Genomic DNA, 18,223 nt, shown 5'->3' on the forward strand with positions numbered 1-18,223 from the left:
TCATGCACTATCAATTCACCGCCATGGACCCCGACGACTTTGACGAGGATCAGAGGAAGACCAACCAGCGTCGCATGTCGATGTACTCCGCGCACGCGCTGTTGGTCGCTAAGGAAGTGGACAACACCTTCGTGGCACACACGGCCTTCAGCAATGGGCTCACGGCACTAGACCGTGCGTTCCAGCTTGGACGCGAGTTGTCCGTTCCACAGGGGGTCATGGTGATCGGGCCGACGGGCTCCGGCAAGACGACCCTCAACAAGTACTTCCTCGCGTCCTTGCCACCTTCCACGCTGTTTGAGCAGGGTCTGGGCGCCATCACGCTGCGTCTGCAGGAGCGGCCGGTACTTGGGCGCTTGGTCAGCACGGCGCTCACGAAGCTCAGGTATCCCTTCCCCAAAGTCAGCGATCAGACTGTGAGTGCGAAGCGCTCCATCCTCATCGAATCACTGAACGCCAAGGGAACGAGGTTGATCCTGGTCGATGAGGCGGGTCACATGTGCGGCCCTGGCGTTCGCAAAGCGCATGCGGCCAAGACAGGCAACGAGATCACTGAATTCTTCTGCGAGTTGATGGACGAGGCCCACGTCGCGCTTGGGCTGAGCGGCAACTCGCAACTGGAGGCCCTGGATCGGATCGACCCCGCGCTCGCCGCTCGTGTCGTGACGCGCGAGCGTTTCAGGGACTTTGACCTGGACGGCATCTGGCACGGTTTCCTCAAAGCCTTCAAGGATCAATGCAAGGCGTTCGACCTGTCGTTCTTCTGTAGCGAGGGGGTTCCAGCCCTGCTTCACGCAGCGACCGGGGGAAACGCCCGGCGGTTCAAAGCCCTGGCCATAGAAGCTGTCCTGGTCGCAATCGACAAGGATGCCAAGGCACTCGACCGTGAAATCCTGGAGCAGGCCTTCAGACTCGTCAACGGCACAGCGACGATGGCCACCAACCCGTTCGCGACGGCACGAGTGGCACCCTGAGCATGGCGCCAGTGGACCTACAACCCCTCCCCGTCGTCGTGTCGCCTCGAGAGTTCGAGTCAGCTTCGGGATTCATCCTGAGAGCCGCCCGATCGAATGGCATGAGGACGTCCGGCATTCATGCCGCGCTGGGACTGCCCGCTCGCCGCACCCTGGGCAGATCGGAGATCCCGCTTCTGGCAGGGCTGACACAAGCTTCGCCGTCCTGGTTCGAATGGCGGATGCCAGACATCGTGTGGCGCGACGGATACCGAGAACTGCGCCTGTTCGGGCAGGCGTGGAACGCCGATTGGTCGCTCCGACGAAGTCGCCAGCAGATGTGTCATGAGTGCCTCCGCAGCGAAGGGCTTAGCCAGTATGTGTGGGACCTCACGCTCTACTGCGCGTGCCCTGACCACGGCATCCTGCTTCAGGACCATTGCGGCCACTGTGGGCAGAGCCTCCAGGTCAATCGGCCGTCCTGGGATGTCTGCAATTGCAGGCACTACCTTGTCACTGTGGGTTCGAGACCGCCTGCTGCGTCCCAGGAGGTCTTGGACTGGTGCCGCTGGATATCACATGCCCTGAACCCTGCTGAGCACCCAAGCCCCCACTTGCCGCGGCCGCTCGCCAACTTTTTGAGCGGCATGAGCGTCGACGGCGCCAGTCGGATCTTGCTTGCATTCGCGGGCGGCACACGCGTCCTCTCATCGACTAGGCAGCACGCCGTACAGCCCTGGCTGCCGACAGCTGCGATTGCTGAAATCGTCCACCAAGGAATGCGGCAGTTGACTGCTTTCACGCAGACCAACTCTCAATCGTCGGCTCTCCCTGTCGTGGGGGTGGAAGACATCCTTCGCATGGCGGCTCTTGGCCACACCGAGGTCGATCGCGCAAGGGCGGCCTGGGTACTCAGGCGGCTGAAGGGGCATCGGGCGCCACTTAGGAGGCACCGTGACTTGGACGTGCAGCCGGATCTCTTCAGCGATTTGGAGACCGCATGACCACTGCTTCACGCCTTGTCTTCGTGCCGTCCGCGAATATCTTCGAGGCGCCAAACTCGTGGTTCTCTCGAATCGCTCTGTCCCAAGGAGCGACGGTCGGTGAGCTCTTGGCAATGCTGCGGATGAAGGCGCGAGATGCGGACTTTGCGTTCCTGTCCCAAGAAACTCAGGAAGCCGCAATGGCGCTCGGGATCGATCTGCGTGATCTCAAAGTAGCCTGCCGCGTCTTCCACAACTTCCTCAGGGCTGGCTTGGAACCCCGACGGTTTCTTCTCTATGAGGGCCAGAGGCCAAGCTATCGCTTTTGTCCGCACTGCCTGAAAGCCCGATCGGAGCCCTACTTCCCGGTGCATTGGCGCTTCGCCTGTTGGCGAGTGTGCCCGCTGCACCGCTGCGTGATGTGCGACTCATGTGAAAGCTGTGGAATGCGCGTCTCGCTGCCTCGGAGCATGATTCATGCGGGTCCGAAGGGTGAAGGCGTTGCTTACCTGTCCAAGTGCCTGACGTGCGGCACATCTCTCGCTGCAATCAAAACCACACCCGTCGACTCGTTCCCAGGCGTGGTTCTAGCGGCGTGGGAGCGCGAGCTTGCGAGCAACGGTCGGGCTGTCCTCGCAGCGCTCTATACCGGCTTCGTGTACGTTTCAGCCGACGGGCCTTCCAGGCCATTACGCAAGCTCGCCGAGCTGGAGCGACGAGGTGTGATTCCCAACAACCCACGCTTCCTGGCCCCCGAAAGGCTGATCGAGCGCTTCGTAACTGCCGAGGCGATACAAGCGTCTTCTTGACACGTGAGAACGTGAATCCATGAGTGCGAAATGGCGATGGAGGATGCAGCGCCATCAACGCCCTTGTTCGCTTCGCTGATCATCAAATCGTCATGTACGGAGCTGACGATGCATTCATCGTTTTGTCTTATCCGGATGCGGCCATGGCGAAAGAGCACGGCAACAGCGAGAGCGCCTCGACAGCCCAGGAATTAGTTCCCGTTGCGCAGTACGTGCGAATGTCCACCGAGCACCAGCGATATTCGACCGAGAACCAGACCCTGGCCATCACCGAGTACGCCGAGCGGCATGGCATGCACATCGTTCGCACCTACGAGGATTCCGGGAAGAGTGGGCTGAACATCAGAGGAAGAACCGGACTGCAAAGCCTCTTGCGAGACGTGCAGCAACCCGCCGTCCCTTTCCGTGCAGTCCTCGTCTACGACGTCAGTCGCTGGGGGCGCTTCCCAGACCCGGACGAGGCGGCCGTCTATGAGCAGACGTGCAAACGGCGCGGGATCAAAGTGATCTATTGCGCTGAGCCGTTCACCAACGATGGCTCGCTCTCGTCCACTGTTCTCGTGGGCATCAAACGCAGCATGGCCGCGGAGTACAGCCGTGAGTTATCGGTGAAGGTGTTCGCCGGTCATCGCAACCTCGTGCAGCGAGGATTCCGCCAAGGAGGTGCACCCGGTCTGGGGCTCCGGCGGCAACTCGTCGATGAGAACAACGTCGTCAAGGGACAGCTGACCCGAGGGGAAAAGAAAAGCATCCAGACCGACCGGGTGGTGTTGGTGCCGGGGCCAGCGGATGAAGTCGAAACGGTCCGCCGCATCTACAAGCATTTCCTGGAAGACGGAATGCCGGAACGGGTGATTGCCTCGAACCTGAATCGTCAGCAGATCTTCACTGACCTGGGTCGACCGTGGACGCGAGGCACGGTGCACCAGGTGCTCACCAACGAAAAGTACATCGGCAACAACGTCTACAACCGGACGTCGTTCAAGCTGAAGATCGCGCACAAACAAAACGAACCTTCGGAGTGGATTCGGCGCGATGGCGCCTTCGAAGCCATCGTGCCTCCGGACAGGTTCGCCCAGGTGCAATCGGTGATTGTTGCTCGATCGGCACATATCGACTCCGATCACATGCTTGCGTTGCTCAAGCATCTTCTGGAGCAGCATGGCGTCGTATCAGGTTTGCTCATTGATGAAGAGGACGGCGTTCCTTCAAGTTCGGCATACCGGAGCCGATTTGGAAGCCTGCTTCGCGCATACAGCCTCATCGGCTTCACACCGAAGCGCGACTATGCGTATCTCGAGATCAATAGAGCCTTGCGTCGGCGCCACCCGGAGGTCCTGGCAGAGATATCCGCTGGCATTGACGCATGGGGAGGAACAACCGCCAGGGATGCAGCGACCGACCTGGTGACCGTGAACGGCGAGTTCACCACTTCTCTCGTCATCGCACGGTGCAAACCTACTCCCGCTGGAACATATCGCTGGCGCATTCGACTCGACGCAAGTCTGCAGCCCGACGTCACGGTCGTGGTCCGCATGGACCATGCCAACAAACATCCGTTCGACTACTACGTCTTCCCTTCGATCGACTTTTGCATCGACTCGCTCCCGATCCGGGAGAACAACGGATTCACCCTCGACGCATATCGCGTGGATTCTCTCCAGGAGTTTTACGCGCTGAGTGGCCGTTCCCTGCTGGAGGCAGCATGAGTGACCAACCGGTTCGCATCGAGATGATTTCGATCGATTCGATCGAGGTGCCCAATCCGCGGACGCGTGTGGGTCGCATCCATCAGGAGATCACCGAAAACATCGCAAACGTCGGGCTCAAGCGCCCTATCACCGTCCGGCGCAATGCGCCCTCCTCAGAGCGCACGTTCGCGCTGGTCTGCGGCCAGGGGCGACTGGAATCGTGCAAGGCTCTTGGACAGGCCACGGTTCCAGCGATCGTCCTCGACACCGATGAGGAGACTGGGCACGTCATGAGCTTGGTGGAGAACATCGCCAGGCGAATGCCGCGGACCAGCGAGACCATGGAGCACGTCGCAGCACTGAAGGCACGTGGTTATAGCGATGCCGAGATCGGCAAGAAGATCGGATGCACCGCCTCTTGGGTCAACAACGTGGCCAATCTCCTGGAAAAGGGTGAGAAGCGTCTCCTGGCTGCCGCGGAAGCGGGGCACATTCCGCTTCACCTGGCGGTCAGCATTTCGCGGGCGAGCGACGCTGACGCCCAGCGGCTCCTGCTCGATGCCTACAACAGTGGCGAATTGAAGGGCAAGAAGATCAGCGTTGCTCGTCGAATCCTCGAGCAACGGAGAACGAGCGGTAAACATCGCAGCAGCACGATGGTGGTTGGAAAGGTCAATCCGTCCCGTCAAATGACACCCGAAGACCTTGCGAAGCTCTATCAGCGAAACGCCGAGGAGCACCGGAGGATCCAGAAGCGCTCCGAGCAGACGCAAACGATGCTGCTGCTAGCGCAAGAGATGTTCAAGGATCTATTCGCCAACCCGGACTTCCGAACGCTCTTGGCCGCAGAGCAGATGGAAAGCATTCCTCAACCGCTGGTGGAAAGTGCGCGGAAAGCAGGGTTGGTCTGATGGAAAAACCGCCCAAGCCGATCCGTCTGGCCTTCGAGCGAGACTGCTTCGAGATCGAGCTTCCGAGCCTCCATGGCTCCAAGGTCTTGCCACTGGCCATCAAGCAAAGCGTCAAGTTCCAGCAAATCAAAGCGTCGGTTCAAGCTATCGGACTCGTCGAGCCACTCGTCGTCATCCCTCATCCCGCCCACCAAGGGGACTACATGATCCTGGACGGCCATGTCCGGGCGGAAGCCTTAAGGGAGCTGTCGGTCGCGCGAGCGCTCTGCCTCATCTCCACGGACGACGAGTCGTTCACGTACAACAAGCGCGTCAATCGCCTGTCGGTCGTTCAAGAGCACCGAATGATCGTTCGCGCTGCGGAGCGTGGAGTGTCGGTACAAAGACTCGCAGCCGCACTGGGAGTCTCCGAATACTCCATCAAGGCGCGGTTCAAGCTTCTTGATGGGATCTGCGACGAGGCCGTTCGCCTCCTTGCAGACAAGCCGGCAACCCATGGCCTGTTCAACTCGCTTCGCCAAATGAAGCCATTTCGCCAAATCGATGCCGTTCAATCGATGATCGGCCTCAACAACTACTCGGTGAAATTGTCGCTGGCGATGCTTCAGGCCACACCGCCAGATCAGCTCGCAGATGAGGCTCGGGTCAAAGTCCACAAGGGCGGCCCGTCCGAAACACTACAGCGTCTTCAGCGTGAACTTGCGGCCGTGCAATCGGATACGAAACTGCTCGAGGAAAGCTACGGGCCGGCAAACCTTCAGCTCGTGATCATCAAGACCTATATCAAGAGCTTGCTCGACAATGTCCGCATCGTGCGATGGCTCGCGAAGTTTCAGCGCGAGTATTTGCAGCAATTGCAACTCATCGCGGACATCAAAGAGCTTCCCAGCGGATAAGCGACTCGGCGAAACAACCACAGGAGGGCACACCCCCGCGGGATTGTTGGCTGTTTGCTTCGTTGCGCGGGCTGCCGCGAAGGATCCAGTTGCACTGCGAAGGTGTGATCGGACAACGCCGGAGTTCGCTACGCGATCTTCTGACAAAGTACCGAGATCTTGGAGCTCAGTCTCGAAGAGAACCGCTTGCCCGATCCGTTCTCGGTCCGAAGCATGCAATGGTTGTCACGCCCGTTCGGAAGCTACACAAGAGTTGGAACACCGCTCGGGGGCACATATAGGCAGAGCTGCGCGCGTCCGGGCGTCACCCCTCGAAATCTGCGACCGCTTGCAATTCGCAAGCCCCCTGCCCTGCGGACCGGAACACTCCTGCAAGCGATTTGTGAACCGTCACCGGGGCTGGGTTGACGCCGCCCATCTTGAACAGCAAGCGTTCTTGCAGAGGCGTTTTGTCGAGCAACTTCTCGTTCAACTTGAACGAGTAGACGTCAAACAGTTGGGTTCCGCCAATGTCGATTGGATCGTCCCGGTCGTAATCTGATTGATCCCGATCCCAACAGTCGAACCGATCAATGAAGGTCAAGTACCAGAAGGTCTCATGCCACTTCCCGTCGTCGTCCACGTAGATGGCCGGTTGCAGAGCCAACCTTGGCACCTCGAGTGGAAGCAGCTTTTCTCGCACGCGATCTGACACGAGCAAATCGCTTCCAACGAACATGACCTCGGGGGCGCCCTTATAGGGACGAATGCCCTGCTCTTTCTGCATGTCCGCCATGCCATTGAAGAACTTCAGTGGCCGTGAGCCGAGCGGCAACACCTCGAACATGTAGTTCAGTTCAGCAGTGTCCTCATCGGGTTGGGGATAAGGAAGCCCTTCGTCCGCGGGCCGGCGCAAGAAGAAGTATTCGTTGTTGTAGTCCGTCATGCTTATCTTCCTGGAACCAATCGGTAGGGTTTGTCGCTCTGATACGTGATGTTCTCAGACGTTTGACCTCTTCCCTGCCGGCGAAAGTGGTTGCGTTCCTTAGGGCAAGGCTTCACCGAGCCTTTCAGGCTTCCTATTGCATCAACACCGCCGCAACCAATGGGATTACCCGGCTGAAAGGACTTGGCAGCGGCTGTCAATGGCGCCTTGCCAGGGCTGTCTTGAATCCAACGCAGGATGCGCTTTCCGACCTTGTTGATCTCAGTGACTGCATTCGCGGCGGACGTGGACGTACAGGCCTTCGCCAGCGGCAGCGCCAAGTCAAGGATTTGCGTGCGAACCATGTCGTGATACGTGATCGACTTGTCAGCGTCTCGGTCGGGCTTGTTTTGGTCTACCGGCGCGGTGTGGTTCCCCCGGTGGACCTGAATGCCTAGGTGACACGCTCCCTGAAGCGTGCAGGGTATGAAGACGAGATTCGGCAGATCGTTGATGTCATAGCCAATCTGCACGAGGTTCTTGCCTCGTCCCGACAAGGACACGCCCTTTGCCGAGATGATGTGATGGGCCTGCATCTTGACGCCGTGATGGCGAGGATGATCTGGATAGTTCTTGATCGCCCGGGTGATCGCGCCCAGGTACTTGTCGTCCTTCAGGACATTGCCCACTGGAATATCCATCGCCTTACTCGTAGACCACTGTGCCTAGCCGATGCCGCGGAGTCGTGTGTTGCGTGCTGCCGCACACTTGGCATTTGCGATCGCGCTTGATCGCTTGCTTACGCGCTACCACCGTTGACCTGGTGTTCCCGCGCAGAACAAGTCCTCGCTGCCTTGCTTGCCTCAGCTTGTCGCCAAGCATGCGCAAGTCGGTCGCAGCCTGGCAGAAGTCCTCGATCACACGAATCAGTGCATCAAGCGCTTCCTTGGCGCGTTCGATCTTCTTCGCCGCCTTCGCAAGCTTCGCGCTACTGGCGGCCAGGCGCGCAATCAGAGAAGCCACACGAGCAGCCGCGGCTGCGCCGGCAGAAAGGATCGCCGTGACGAGCAGCAAAAGCAACTCAATCAACAGGTAGACCCCGCCTTTCGCAGCCGCATAGCCCAGGAAATTCGGGGGGACTGACTCGATCATCAGCCCGACATATGCGAGGTATCCAAGGATGCTGTCGTGGTCCGAGATAAGCTCCAGGACCATGTAGAAGTTCGGATCGCTCTTGATCTCTTTGGCGAGCTGCGGATCGATGTCCATCAGAACGTTGTCGACGAAGGCCTGGACCGGCTTGGGGTCGCCCTTCACCAGCAGCTCAGGCAGGCCAAGAATGGCCTCGCGATGCTTGTAGGCTTTCTGAGCCTTCTTCGCTGCCTCCGACAGTGCATTCGCTGTAGCTTGCGCCGAATGGACGTAGTCGTCGACCTGCTGCCCTACAGCCTTCTCAGCATCGTCAATCGCTTCCTCGAAGTTGCGCTGCCACCAGCCCCAGTTGTAGATCGTCTTGTCGGGGTTCTCCAGCACCTTGCCGGCGCGCGTCGCGGCCGCTTCGGTGCTGGCTGCGATGTCGTTGTAGACGCCCTTGCTGTAGTTTCCGGCCGCATCAAGAGCGCTGCCGGCCAGGTCCTTGATCTTCACCCCGAGGTTGGTCCACATCTCCTTACTGAACATCTCGGTGAAGTCGTCGCCCCACTCGGACGCACCGGCCGCAGCTCCGGCACGAACGCTTGAAATTAACGCCGTGAGTGGCCCGGCGTCCCACTCCTTCTGGAACGGCGCCATCCGGTCCGTGAGGTTCAGGTACGCCGCATCCAAACGCTGCTGTATCAGCTGGCGGTCGTCATGAATCTCTTTCTCGGTGACGGTCGGTTGCGCCGTGACCAGCACTGAACCGTCGTTCGGCGCCAGCACGTGGCGCCCGTACTGAGGCTCTGCCATCAGGCAATCTCCTGGGTCATGTCGACGGTGACGGACTTCGCGACGGTGCTGCCGTTGATGTCGACCTTGAGGTCCTCGAGCGGCCAAGCGGTATTCCAAGCGTCCTCGTAGCGACCTTCCAGGTTGACCCAGGAGATGTCTGCTTTCGGGAGGACCGGTCGGACATACTCTTCATTGGCTCCGCCAATGAAGCTCTTGCTGGCCGCCTTGACGCTGATCTTCCCCGGACACTGCACCGTGATGCCGGCCCCTTCGATCACGATTTGAGCGCCGCCCGAGGTCGTCAGCGTGATCTTTTTAGCCGCCGCCCAATCGATGTGTGCGCTGGCAGTCTGGATGTTGACGAGGTTCTTGGCGGCGACCTCGGCTTGATCGGCTTGGGCTTGCATCTCTACGGGCCCCTTCCGGGCGATCATGGTCAGGCCGGTGCCCTTGGCACCCTGGCCTGCCTGGACTGCGCCGGCGAGGATCCCGATGCTCTGGCCGGTGTGCAGCCGGAGCTGTTGCCCGCTCGCGAGCTGCAGGTCCTGCCCGGCCTGCCAGCTGATGGCTTCGCCGCTGGCGAGCTGGATGTCTTGACCGGCCACCGTCGCCAGGCCCGCCTTGGCGGTGATGGCGACGATGGGGTCGGTGGTGTGCGGCACCTTGCCGTTGCTCGCCTGCGTGCTCTTCTTGCCGGCGTCGGCGATGGCGGCATCGAGCGATGCGTGGCTCACCATGCCGCTCGCGGACTGATGCAGCGCCTTCATCGGCGCGAGCTTGTCGGAGAGGTTGCTCTGGCCGGCCTTCAGCGTGCCGATGGCGCTCGCAAGAGCCGTTGTCTGATGGGTCTTGGCGGCATTGCTGAAGCTGTCGGCGAGTGTTGCGGCCTGCTTCAGGAGCGCCATGCCGGCAGCGTTGTCGCCGGCGGGGTCGGCCTCGCGGGTGCCGAAAGTCGTGATGAGCAAGCCGTTGGTGGCGCGCACGGCGCCATACGCGTCGGTCCTCAGTTCGAAGCCTCGGCCGCGGTAGTGGCCGCGGTGGTTGTCGGCCTGGTGGATCAGGTGACCGAGGTTGAGCTGGGTGGCGTGCTGCGTGGTGGCGAGTTGCACGCGCAGCTCGCCGGGCGTGTCGTCGAAGACCAGCTGGTTGAAGCCCTCTCCGCCGAACTCCTTGCTCTTGAAGCCGCTGAGCGCAGCGGTGTTGTTCTGCGCGGCGGCGTCTTGGCCGGCCGGGCCAGGGGCGCCGCCGTGCCACGCCGGGCTGTGGCCGCCCGAGCCACCGCCGACGAGGTTGCCCTGGGCGCTCGGGCCGTGGTTGTGGCTGGCCTTGTAGGCGCTGGTGTCAGCTTCCGCGGCCGCCCCGCCCGGTGTTGGCGGCAAGTCGGCTTCGCCGCGGCCGTTGTACAGGCTGCCGAGCACGACGGGCCGCTCGATGTCGCCCTCGATGAAGTCGAGCAGCACCTCCTGGCCGATGCGCGGGATGTGCTGCCACCCCATGCCGGCGCCGGCCCAGCGCTGCGCCACGCGCACCCAGCAGCTGCTGCGGTTGTCAGGCCTCGCGTCCGCGCCCGGGGCAGACTGCCAGTGGAACTGCACCCGGATGCGGCCGAGCGCATCGGTGTAGAGCTCGTCGGCGCCGTTCGGGCTGGTGATGCCGCCGGGCCCGACCACGATGGCGGTCTGGGCGCCGAGCGCGGTGCGCGTGGTGGGCGGCAGGGGGCGCCACGGGATGAGGCGGCGCAGGGCTTCGAAGCGGTTGGCGTAGCCAAGCTCGGCGGCCGTGAGACTCAGGGCGGGGTCGTGCTCCAGGGTCTCGAGCAATGCATGCGTTGCCGAGTTGGAGGGCTCGCCATCGAGTTCGGCAAAAGGATCGGATGCCGGCTGCTGCATCAGCCGGTCGCTCAGTTCCTTGGGCAGGTTGTTGACGCCCAGGGCATGCACGCTGTGCACACAGAACTCGCGATCGGCGGTGCTTTGCAGCTCCGAGAGCGCATCCAGCGTGCTCTGCGTGAGGCCGAAGTGCTCGCCGGCGCGCAGGCTGCGCACGGTGCTGCGGCCGAGCCAGGTCTTGTGGCGTGCTTCGTGGGCCTGCTGGCGGCAGGTGGCGCGGTGCTGCAGCTGGGCGCTGCTACAGGTGCCGGTGTCGGCGGTGGCGCCGATGGGCTCGTACTGCTGCAGCCACGGCGCCATGTCGCGCATCGACTCGCTGGTGTAGTCGTAGGCGGTGGGGGACTCGGCGGCGATCGCGCGCTTGGCCTGGTAGTCCCACTGCAGCACAGCACTCGCGGCCGGCGTGAGCTGGCGCCAGCCGCCGAAGCTCTGGATGGCGTCTTGCTCTTCGGCGGCCGAGCCGCGATGGAAGCGGATGCCGGCACCACCGAGCGCGCTGCGGGAGGTGGTGTTCTCGGGCCAGCGGGCGCTGTCGGCGAAGAAGACGATGCGGTGGCCGCTTGGTGCGTCGTCGGCTTCTTCCACGCGCCAGCCGAGGCCTTCTTCGGCCAGCAAGCGCTGCAGGAAGGCGAGGTCGCTCTCGCGGTATTGGACGCAGTAGGAGCGCACGCCGGCGTTGGGGCCCTGTGCGATGAATGCGGCGAGGTCTTCGGTGTTGCCCTCGGCATCGGTCTCGCCCCACCGCCAGGCGGCGTGGGCCTTGTAGGCGTCGGCGCCCAGCACGTCGTCGAGGATCTGGATGATGGTCTTGTCTTGCCAGACGCGGCTGTTGCGTGTGTGGCCGAGCAGGGCGAGCCACGGCTGGATGAGCAACTGGTGGCGCACGAGGCCGCCGTCGGCGCCGGCATCACGGGCCTCGAAGACGAGGCCGCTGCGGCGGTGGCGGCTGCCATCGGCCAGGGTGCTCAGCAGGGTGATGCGCTGTCCGAGCAGCGCTTGCAGCGGGGTGCGGTTGTGCACGCACAGGGTGTGCAGCTGCAGATGGAAGGGCTCGCTGATGGTGTCGACCACGCTGAAGCGCTCGACCATCAGGTCACTGACCGGGCCTGCACCTTCGAGGTTGTAGAGGCGTTGTGCGCTGGTCCAGCTTGCGAGCAGTGAGCTCAGTGCGCTGTCGAGCCCACTGAGCATGCGTCCTGCGGCGCCGCTCATGGCGTCGCTGAGTCGGTCCATCATGTTTTTGTACGTCCCTTGCTAGCGGGGCGATTTTGGAGGTAGTTGCCCTTGGGACAAGCGGTTGCAACAGGCGCTTACATCGATCCACTCCTAAGGGGGTGCGGTTGCGGAGGGGATTTGCGGTCGACTAGCATCGCCCGCGATTCAGGCCAGACTCCTTACAAATGGAACATCAGATTCCTCACCTGCCATCGAACTCGGCGGAAATCCTCGAGCGACAAAAGCGAGCCGAAGCGCTTCGGGCGTCAGGCCTGAAAGTATGGGAAGTCGCGCGGACACTCGGATGCTCGCCCTACGTGGCTCAGACGCTTCTCAACAGGGCGAACGACAAGCGGCTTGAAGCTCAAGACACGAGATGGCTCACGGGGCTGTCTCACCGCACCGCTCGTACCTTGCTTACGCAGGGCTACAAGAACGCGGCGGAGGTCGCTCGAGCACTAACTGAAGGGGTTCTGAGCAGCGAAGCTCCAGGCGTCGGGCCGAAGATGCTCACGGAGCTAGGCCGCTGGATTGAAATCAACGTCAAAGACCAGCGGTGTTGAAGGAGCGATTCCTTCCGCTTGCAATACGGAGTGCGGCGCCGGGGGGATCAACTGCAGTCGATAAGTCGTACCGACGGTACCCAGGTACCACTTAAGCGAACTGCCGCGCAAATCTCGATTGAAGTGCTGACATCCGCCGCAACAGTGCGATGACAATGGCGGGCATCATGGCGAACGGCGATCAACTCAAGGCACTTCTGCGCTCCCACGCAGAGGGCGACGATCGCCATTTCTATTCTGTCGCCATGCAGATGGCTGCGCACGAGGCCAAGCAGGGCCACGGCAAGCTCGCCGAAGAGCTGCGCGAGCTGATCGATGCCGCCAAGTCCCGCCGGCACGGTGCGCCGCTCGAAGGCGCCGCGATCCCCATCACCCGGCCCAAGGGCGAGCTCGCCTCCCTTCTAAGCGTCTCATACCCTTCGCGGCGGCTGTCGGACATGGTGCTGGCGCCGCCGGTGCTCGAGAGCCTGCAGCAGGTCCTGAAGGAACAGCGGCACTTGAGCAAGCTGCGCAGCCACGGCCTGCACCCCCGCCGAAAGCTGCTGCTGGTCGGTCCTTCCGGCACCGGCAAGACGATGACAGCGGCGGCGCTCGCCGGCGAGCTGGGCATCCCGTTGTTCGTGGTGCGCCTGGACTCGTTCATCACCAAGTTCATGGGCGAGACCGCGGCCAAGCTGCGCCAGGTGTTTGATGCCGTCGCGTCGACGCGCGGTGTGTACCTGTTCGACGAGTTCGATGCCATCGGCAGCCAACGTGGCATGGCCAACGACGTGGGCGAGACCCGCCGTATCCTGAACAGCTTCCTGCTGATGATCGAGCAGGACGAGTCCAGCAGCGTGATCGTGGCCGCCACCAACCACCCCGACATCCTGGACGAGGCGCTCTTCCGGCGCTTCGACGATGTGGTGCAGTACCACGTGCCGTCGGCGGACGAGGTCAAGGCCTTGCTGCGCATGCGCCTGGCCAACTACCTCAAGTCGCCCAAGGCGCTGGCTGAGCTCGCCGAGGTGGCCACAGGGCTCAGCCATGCGGAAGTCGCCAGGGCCGTCGGCGACGCGATCAAGGAAGCCGTGATGCACGACCAGGACGCCGTCGCGGTCGACGCCGTGCGCAGCCTTCTGCAGCAGCGCCAGGCTGTGATGCGTCGCATGGATAGGTGAGGCATCGCGCCGTATTCTGAGATCCGGTCAACAAGCTCGTCTCTATGGAGACGAGCTCCAACGTCGGCTTCAGGCTGCGTGCTGTCGATCGAATATTGACTTCGAATGTCGGTGGCGACCGTAAGCTGACATTGACAACTTCATGTCGCCTAAGTCGGGTCTGCGCTGGAACCATGAGCGCGCGCAGCACCGCCCGCGAGTGGTGCAGTTGGCTGTCGACCCACTAAGAAAAAGCCGGCGGGGATGTAGTTCAGATCCGTGACGATTTCGCGTCATACAAACTAGGGATAGTGCGATGGCGGTTCGCTTGTAGTCTCTACATCCTCACACTTGTGCCGTTGGCTTCGCACGCCATGCAGGCCCACGAGAGGTCCTGCGGGCGTGAATCGCAGCGTTCAGGGGGAAAGTCATGCCACTCAAGCAATATGGCGTCCTGAAGGGCCGCGCCATTGATCGCCAGCTCGGTGCGGGCCAATCTCCTCGGCCCTCGAGGGCAGGCTCGCAGCGGGCATCACAACCCGGATGCGAGTAGTCGCTGCAATGACGCTGTCCAACAAAGGCGGGTTGATCACGCTTCTCAACGCAGAAGGCCTAAGAGTCGACGGCGTTTCCTATAGGAAGGAGGCTGCGTCGCTTCCAGGGTTCACGGGCAAATTCTAGGGAGGTCAACATGCGCTCAAAAGTGGAAGGCGAATTCCTGGTGGCCAAGGCGATCGCCGGCACCGACGTGGTGGTGCTGGCATGGGATTTCGCACCAGACCGGTTCAACCTAATGGCTCAACGCGCAGAAGACCAGAACCTGCTGGGCTTTGCAGTCGAGCGCGCGTGCCTCGGCGAGAACGGCGAGCTCGAGGAGCGCGGCTGGCTGCGCGGCATCAAGCGCTTTGAAAAGAAGGACCCTGGTACAGCGCCGGGCACATTGATGCCTACGTCGGAGCACCCGATCCAGTCGTTCCAATGGGCTGACTACACCGTCGATGCCGGGCAGGGCTATACCTACCGAGTCGTACCGGTTTACGGCAAGCCGAAGCTTCTCACCCTGGCTGAAGACGAAGGGGTCGAGGTGGAGGTCAAGACCGAGCCACGAGCCGCCTTAGGAGACGGCGTGCGCCACGATGTGTTCTTCAACCGTGGCGTCATCGGGTCGCAAGCCTACGCCCGCCGGTTTGACAACGCTGAGCCCGACAAGCTTGACCCGCATTCGGAAGAGATGAAGTGGCTGTCGCGCGGCCTCTTCGAAGCGCTCATCGAGTTCATCGAACAGGCTACTGGTCCTGAGTACAGCTTGCGAGCTGCCTTCTATGAGTTTCACTACCCGCATGTGGCGCGGGCATTCCGCGCAGCGGTGGAGCGGTCGGCAGACGTCAAAATCGTCTACGACGCTGAAAGCTCGTACAAGGCCACGAACAACGAGACCATCGACACGGCCGGGCTCCGCAAATACGTCGTTCCTCGTACGGTGTCCGAAGGCATCCGACACAATAAGTTCATCGTCTTGCTGAAGAACGACGAGCCCGTCGCTGTCTGGACCGGGTCGACCAACATTTCGCCGGGTGGCATCTTCGGCCACTCGAACGTCGGGCATGTCGTTCATGATCCCGACATCGCGAACGACTACCTGGCATATTGGGATCGCCTAGCCGAGAACCTGACCTCGACCAAGCTTCGCAAGCCTAACCGCGACGCGACGACGCTCCCTAAGGGGCCGCCTTGGAAGGCCGGGACTGTCGCTGTGTTCAGCCCTCGCGACGACAACGACTCGCCGTCGACGCTTGAGTGGTACGCCAACCGGATGGCCGAAGCTGAACGTATCGTCTGCTTCACCGTCGCCTTCACCATCGATCCGCTCTTCCAGGCGGTGCTTCAGGAAAACAACGACGTGCTGCGGTACGTTGTGAAGGACGATGACCTGAGCACGAGCGAAAACATCGGCACCGACAAGGATGTCGTGTTCGCTGCCGGCGGGTTCCTGGATGACGGGGCGTTGGTCAACTTCCTAAAGGAGCGCGACAACCCGCTCAACAGCAACGACTACATCCACACCAAGTACATGCTGGTGGACCCCCTGAGCGACAACCCGTTGGTCGTCACGGGGTCGGCCAACTTCAGCAATGCTTCGCAGCGCAACAACGACGAGAACATGCTGGTCATCCGTGGCGACACCCGCGTGGCTGACATTTACTTCGGGGAGTTCCTGCGGACCTTCGACCACCACTATGCGCGGTATGTGGTGAAGAAGATGCGGCGAGCCAAGAAGGGCCTGGATGGCGGGGGCGGCTATCTGAAGGTCAAGATGGAAGAGTGGCTGCCGCCGCACCTCGAGGAAGACGATCGCAAGAGCAAGAGGCGGCGCTACTTTGTCGAGTAGCCCTTCAGCCGCCAATTCCAAGCGGGAGGATCAATGAAGCGACTTGTTCTTGCAGCATTGCTCGGTGTGCTTCCGCTAAGCGCGAGCGCTGCTGATCAGATATTGCAGTTCTGCAGGATGCCCTATGCGGAACAGATAACACTTCGAATTCCGAAGCTGGAGTTTGACTACACATACTGGGAGCGTCGTCTCAAGAAAACCGACTCTGGAAAGTTCGAGCAGGATCGTCACGGCGCCCTGAAATTCCACGGAACGCCCCTGGCAAAGTTGGGACCAGGCGATCTTCGCAAGGACTTTCGCTCTATTGCGTTCAAGGTGAGACGGCCTTACTCGGGCATCACCGAAGAAGTGGTCTTCACATCAAAGAGCTGCGAATACCCCGTGAGGTAGCCAATGCAGGAGCACACCAAGCAGAAGTTCGCCTTTACGCAGGAAGCGGTCAAGCAGCTCATCACTCTGTCCACCGCCATCATCGGAGTAACAGTGACATTCAAGGACAAGATCCTGCCGAGCTCGGCTGCTGACGCCGCTTGGGTGCTCGTGCTTGCTTTATGCGCCTTCGTCTTCTCCGCCTTCAAAGGCATTCGGACCCTTTACGGAGTTGCGCGAGTCCTTGAGGACGTCAAGGCCGACGAGGAGCCTTCCATCGTTTGGACACCGATGATTCGAGACCCAGCGACCGAGCAGATCCGTGGATTCGTGACAGGACTGGGGCTGCTGGTGGCGTATTTCGCGGCAACGTTAATCTTGGCGCGTTAGAACGTTTAGAGCGACATCGCCTTCGGTTGACCTAGAGGGCCGTCAAGCGACGCTTGTGCAGCAGGGCCCGATACCGCTGCGTTGACCAAGATCTCCACCAGAGAGCGGCCGTTTCTCTATCCCGTGGCTCAAGTCGCCACGGCACCGGCTGCCGCATCGGGCTACCTCAAGTCGCCCAAGGCGCTTGCTGAGCTCGCCGAGGTGGCCACCGGGCTCAGCCATGCGGAAGTCGCCAGGGCCGTCAGCGACGCGATCGAGGAAGCAGTGATGCACGACCAGGACACCGTCGCGGTCGACGCGGTGGGAGACAGATTGCTTGCGTGCCTTAAAGAGGGCTAACAAGCCATGTACGGAGCCAACGATTTGATCAACTAGTCTCTGAAGCATATTCTCAGGACACGGATGATTGTCCGCGCCGCTCAGCATGGCGTGTCCCGTTCAACGGTTGACCCTACCTGTCATGCACCCCGGTCGACTGTTATCTAAGTCTGACTGATAGGTGAGTGGCGCCTCCAGAGTCTTGCGACTCTTTGACTTCCAGGAAGCCTTGTTTACGCACAAGCTCGCTCAGCTTGGTGAATCCGTAGTTTCGCGCGTCGAACGATGTGATGTTCTTACTGATGAATGAGCCGACCGCAGAAAGCGACGCCCATCCGTTGTCGCGCGAGGTCTCGATGACAGCGTGAACGAGGAGACCCTTCAGATCCGGCAAGTCCTCCACCTGCTGCCGCGCAGCATCTTCAAGCGAACGGCCCAGCACCTCGAAGAAGATGAACTTGTCGCACGCAGCCATGAAGGGCTCCGGTGTCTTGCGTTCGCCCATGCCGTAGACCACCTTCCCCGCCTCTCTCATTCGGGTCGCCAGGCGAGTGAAGTCGCTGTCGCTCGAAATGAGGCAGAAGCCATCCAAGTGGCCGGCGTATAGCAAGTCCATCGCATCGATGATGAATGCCGAGTCCGTCGAGTTCTTGCCCTTGGTGTAGGCAAACTGCTGGATCGGTTGGATGGCATGGCGGTGCAGGTGTTCCTTCCACCCCGCCAGGTTCTGCGTGGTCCAGTCGCCGTAGGCCCGCTTGACAGTGGCGGTGCCGTACTTGGCCACCTCCTCGAGAATCTCTTTAACGCGGGTTGCAGAGGCGTTGTCGGCGTCAATCAGGACCGCGAGTCTCGTGATTTCAGTGGTCGCCACTCAT

General features: G+C 61.4%; 17 protein-coding genes. 12 read left to right on the top strand and 5 right to left on the bottom strand.

The annotated features are described in order from the left end of the window. The first annotated feature begins 23 nt into the window (after positions 1-23). From RXV79_RS27855 to RXV79_RS27875, 6 genes are all read left to right on the top strand, one after another. The gene (locus RXV79_RS27855; protein ID WP_316704724.1) at positions 24-974 is read left to right on the top strand and encodes a TniB family NTP-binding protein; all 951 of its coding nucleotides are present in this window, start codon (positions 24-26) and stop codon (positions 972-974) included. A gap of 2 nt (positions 975-976) precedes the next feature. Next, positions 977-1,957 (top strand): TniQ family protein, encoded by a 981-nt coding sequence (locus tag RXV79_RS28230; RefSeq protein ID WP_413816725.1) that lies wholly within the window; start codon positions 977-979, stop codon positions 1,955-1,957. Next, the gene (locus RXV79_RS27860) at positions 1,954-2,745 is read left to right on the top strand and encodes a TniQ family protein (protein WP_316704725.1); all 792 of its coding nucleotides are present in this window, start codon (positions 1,954-1,956) and stop codon (positions 2,743-2,745) included. Before RXV79_RS28230 ends, RXV79_RS27860 begins: the two co-directional genes overlap by 4 nt. Before the next feature lie 143 nt (positions 2,746-2,888). Continuing rightward, positions 2,889-4,454, top strand: coding sequence for a recombinase family protein (locus RXV79_RS27865; RefSeq protein WP_413816726.1), 1,566 nt, complete (start codon positions 2,889-2,891; stop codon positions 4,452-4,454). Further along, positions 4,451-5,347 carry a plasmid partitioning protein RepB C-terminal domain-containing protein gene (locus RXV79_RS27870; protein WP_316704546.1) on the top strand — a complete coding sequence of 299 codons (897 nt, stop codon included), beginning with the start codon at positions 4,451-4,453 and terminating at the stop codon, positions 5,345-5,347. Before RXV79_RS27865 ends, RXV79_RS27870 begins: the two co-directional genes overlap by 4 nt. After that, positions 5,347-6,243 (top strand): plasmid partitioning protein RepB C-terminal domain-containing protein, encoded by an 897-nt coding sequence (locus tag RXV79_RS27875; protein ID WP_316704548.1) that lies wholly within the window; start codon positions 5,347-5,349, stop codon positions 6,241-6,243. Before RXV79_RS27870 ends, RXV79_RS27875 begins: the two co-directional genes overlap by 1 nt. A gap of 304 nt (positions 6,244-6,547) precedes the next feature. Here the strand turns inward: RXV79_RS27875 and RXV79_RS27880 are convergent, their stop codons facing one another. From RXV79_RS27880 to RXV79_RS27895, 4 genes are read right to left on the bottom strand one after another with little or no spacing between them, the layout of a single operon-like run. Then, entirely contained in the window at positions 6,548-7,168 is a 621-nt protein-coding gene (locus tag RXV79_RS27880) for an imm11 family protein (protein WP_316704551.1), read from the bottom strand. A 2-nt stretch (positions 7,169-7,170) separates the two neighbouring features. After that, a complete protein-coding gene (locus RXV79_RS27885) occupies positions 7,171-7,848 on the bottom strand; it encodes an AHH domain-containing protein (RefSeq protein ID WP_316704552.1) in 678 nt (225 codons plus the stop codon). Between the two features lie 4 nt (positions 7,849-7,852). Beyond that, a complete protein-coding gene (locus RXV79_RS27890; protein WP_316704554.1) occupies positions 7,853-9,094 on the bottom strand; it encodes a hypothetical protein in 1,242 nt (413 codons plus the stop codon). Next, positions 9,094-12,201: a type VI secretion system Vgr family protein gene (locus tag RXV79_RS27895; RefSeq protein WP_316704557.1), complete on the bottom strand. Its 3,108-nt coding sequence runs from the start codon at positions 12,199-12,201 to the stop codon at positions 9,094-9,096. The genes RXV79_RS27890 and RXV79_RS27895 overlap by 1 nt, the downstream gene beginning before the upstream one ends. 164 nt (positions 12,202-12,365) lie before the next feature. On the opposite strand from RXV79_RS27895, the gene RXV79_RS27900 reads away from it, so the two are divergent. From RXV79_RS27900 to RXV79_RS27925, 6 genes are all read left to right on the top strand, one after another. Then, positions 12,366-12,743, top strand: coding sequence for a hypothetical protein (locus RXV79_RS27900; protein ID WP_316704560.1), 378 nt, complete (start codon positions 12,366-12,368; stop codon positions 12,741-12,743). Positions 12,744-12,910: 167 nt separating this feature from the next. Next, entirely contained in the window at positions 12,911-13,903 is a 993-nt protein-coding gene (locus tag RXV79_RS27905; protein ID WP_316704562.1) for an AAA family ATPase, read from the top strand. A 670-nt stretch (positions 13,904-14,573) separates the two neighbouring features. Next, complete coding sequence (locus RXV79_RS27910) at positions 14,574-16,271, top strand: phospholipase D-like domain-containing protein (protein ID WP_316704563.1); 1,698 nt, start codon at positions 14,574-14,576, stop codon at positions 16,269-16,271. A gap of 33 nt (positions 16,272-16,304) precedes the next feature. Then, entirely contained in the window at positions 16,305-16,661 is a 357-nt protein-coding gene (locus RXV79_RS27915) for a hypothetical protein (protein WP_316704565.1), read from the top strand. A gap of 3 nt (positions 16,662-16,664) precedes the next feature. Continuing rightward, the gene (locus tag RXV79_RS27920) at positions 16,665-17,030 is read left to right on the top strand and encodes a hypothetical protein (RefSeq protein ID WP_316704566.1); all 366 of its coding nucleotides are present in this window, start codon (positions 16,665-16,667) and stop codon (positions 17,028-17,030) included. An 81-nt stretch (positions 17,031-17,111) separates the two neighbouring features. Further along, on the top strand, positions 17,112-17,369 hold the full coding sequence (locus RXV79_RS27925) for a hypothetical protein (RefSeq protein WP_316704568.1): 258 nt from the start codon (positions 17,112-17,114) through the stop codon (positions 17,367-17,369). A 139-nt stretch (positions 17,370-17,508) separates the two neighbouring features. Here RXV79_RS27925 and RXV79_RS27930 read toward each other — a convergent pair whose 3' ends face one another. Continuing rightward, entirely contained in the window at positions 17,509-18,219 is a 711-nt protein-coding gene (locus RXV79_RS27930) for an NYN domain-containing protein (RefSeq protein ID WP_316704570.1), read from the bottom strand. Between the last annotated feature and the right edge of the window lie 4 nt (positions 18,220-18,223).

It is taken from the genome of Piscinibacter gummiphilus (assembly GCF_032681285.1).
Taxonomy (GTDB): domain Bacteria; phylum Pseudomonadota; class Gammaproteobacteria; order Burkholderiales; family Burkholderiaceae_C; genus Rhizobacter; species Rhizobacter gummiphilus_A.

What these genes read in the sequence shown, in the direction of transcription:
- RXV79_RS27855 (WP_316704724.1), top strand. Translation starts at nt 24, where the DNA reads ATGGACCCCGACGACTTTGACGAGGATCAGAGGAAGACCAACCAGCGT.
- RXV79_RS28230 (WP_413816725.1), top strand. Translation starts at nt 977, where the DNA reads ATGGCGCCAGTGGACCTACAACCCCTCCCCGTCGTCGTGTCGCCTCGA.
- RXV79_RS27860 (WP_316704725.1), top strand. Translation starts at nt 1,954, where the DNA reads ATGACCACTGCTTCACGCCTTGTCTTCGTGCCGTCCGCGAATATCTTC.
- RXV79_RS27865 (WP_413816726.1), top strand. Translation starts at nt 2,889, where the DNA reads ATGGCGAAAGAGCACGGCAACAGCGAGAGCGCCTCGACAGCCCAGGAA.
- RXV79_RS27870 (WP_316704546.1), top strand. Translation starts at nt 4,451, where the DNA reads ATGAGTGACCAACCGGTTCGCATCGAGATGATTTCGATCGATTCGATC.
- RXV79_RS27875 (WP_316704548.1), top strand. Translation starts at nt 5,347, where the DNA reads ATGGAAAAACCGCCCAAGCCGATCCGTCTGGCCTTCGAGCGAGACTGC.
- RXV79_RS27880 (WP_316704551.1), bottom strand. Translation starts at nt 7,168, where the DNA reads ATGACGGACTACAACAACGAATACTTCTTCTTGCGCCGGCCCGCGGAC.
- RXV79_RS27885 (WP_316704552.1), bottom strand. Translation starts at nt 7,848, where the DNA reads ATGGATATTCCAGTGGGCAATGTCCTGAAGGACGACAAGTACCTGGGC.
- RXV79_RS27890 (WP_316704554.1), bottom strand. Translation starts at nt 9,094, where the DNA reads ATGGCAGAGCCTCAGTACGGGCGCCACGTGCTGGCGCCGAACGACGGT.
- RXV79_RS27895 (WP_316704557.1), bottom strand. Translation starts at nt 12,201, where the DNA reads ATGATGGACCGACTCAGCGACGCCATGAGCGGCGCCGCAGGACGCATG.
- RXV79_RS27900 (WP_316704560.1), top strand. Translation starts at nt 12,366, where the DNA reads ATGGAACATCAGATTCCTCACCTGCCATCGAACTCGGCGGAAATCCTC.
- RXV79_RS27905 (WP_316704562.1), top strand. Translation starts at nt 12,911, where the DNA reads ATGGCGAACGGCGATCAACTCAAGGCACTTCTGCGCTCCCACGCAGAG.
- RXV79_RS27910 (WP_316704563.1), top strand. Translation starts at nt 14,574, where the DNA reads ATGCGCTCAAAAGTGGAAGGCGAATTCCTGGTGGCCAAGGCGATCGCC.
- RXV79_RS27915 (WP_316704565.1), top strand. Translation starts at nt 16,305, where the DNA reads ATGAAGCGACTTGTTCTTGCAGCATTGCTCGGTGTGCTTCCGCTAAGC.
- RXV79_RS27920 (WP_316704566.1), top strand. Translation starts at nt 16,665, where the DNA reads ATGCAGGAGCACACCAAGCAGAAGTTCGCCTTTACGCAGGAAGCGGTC.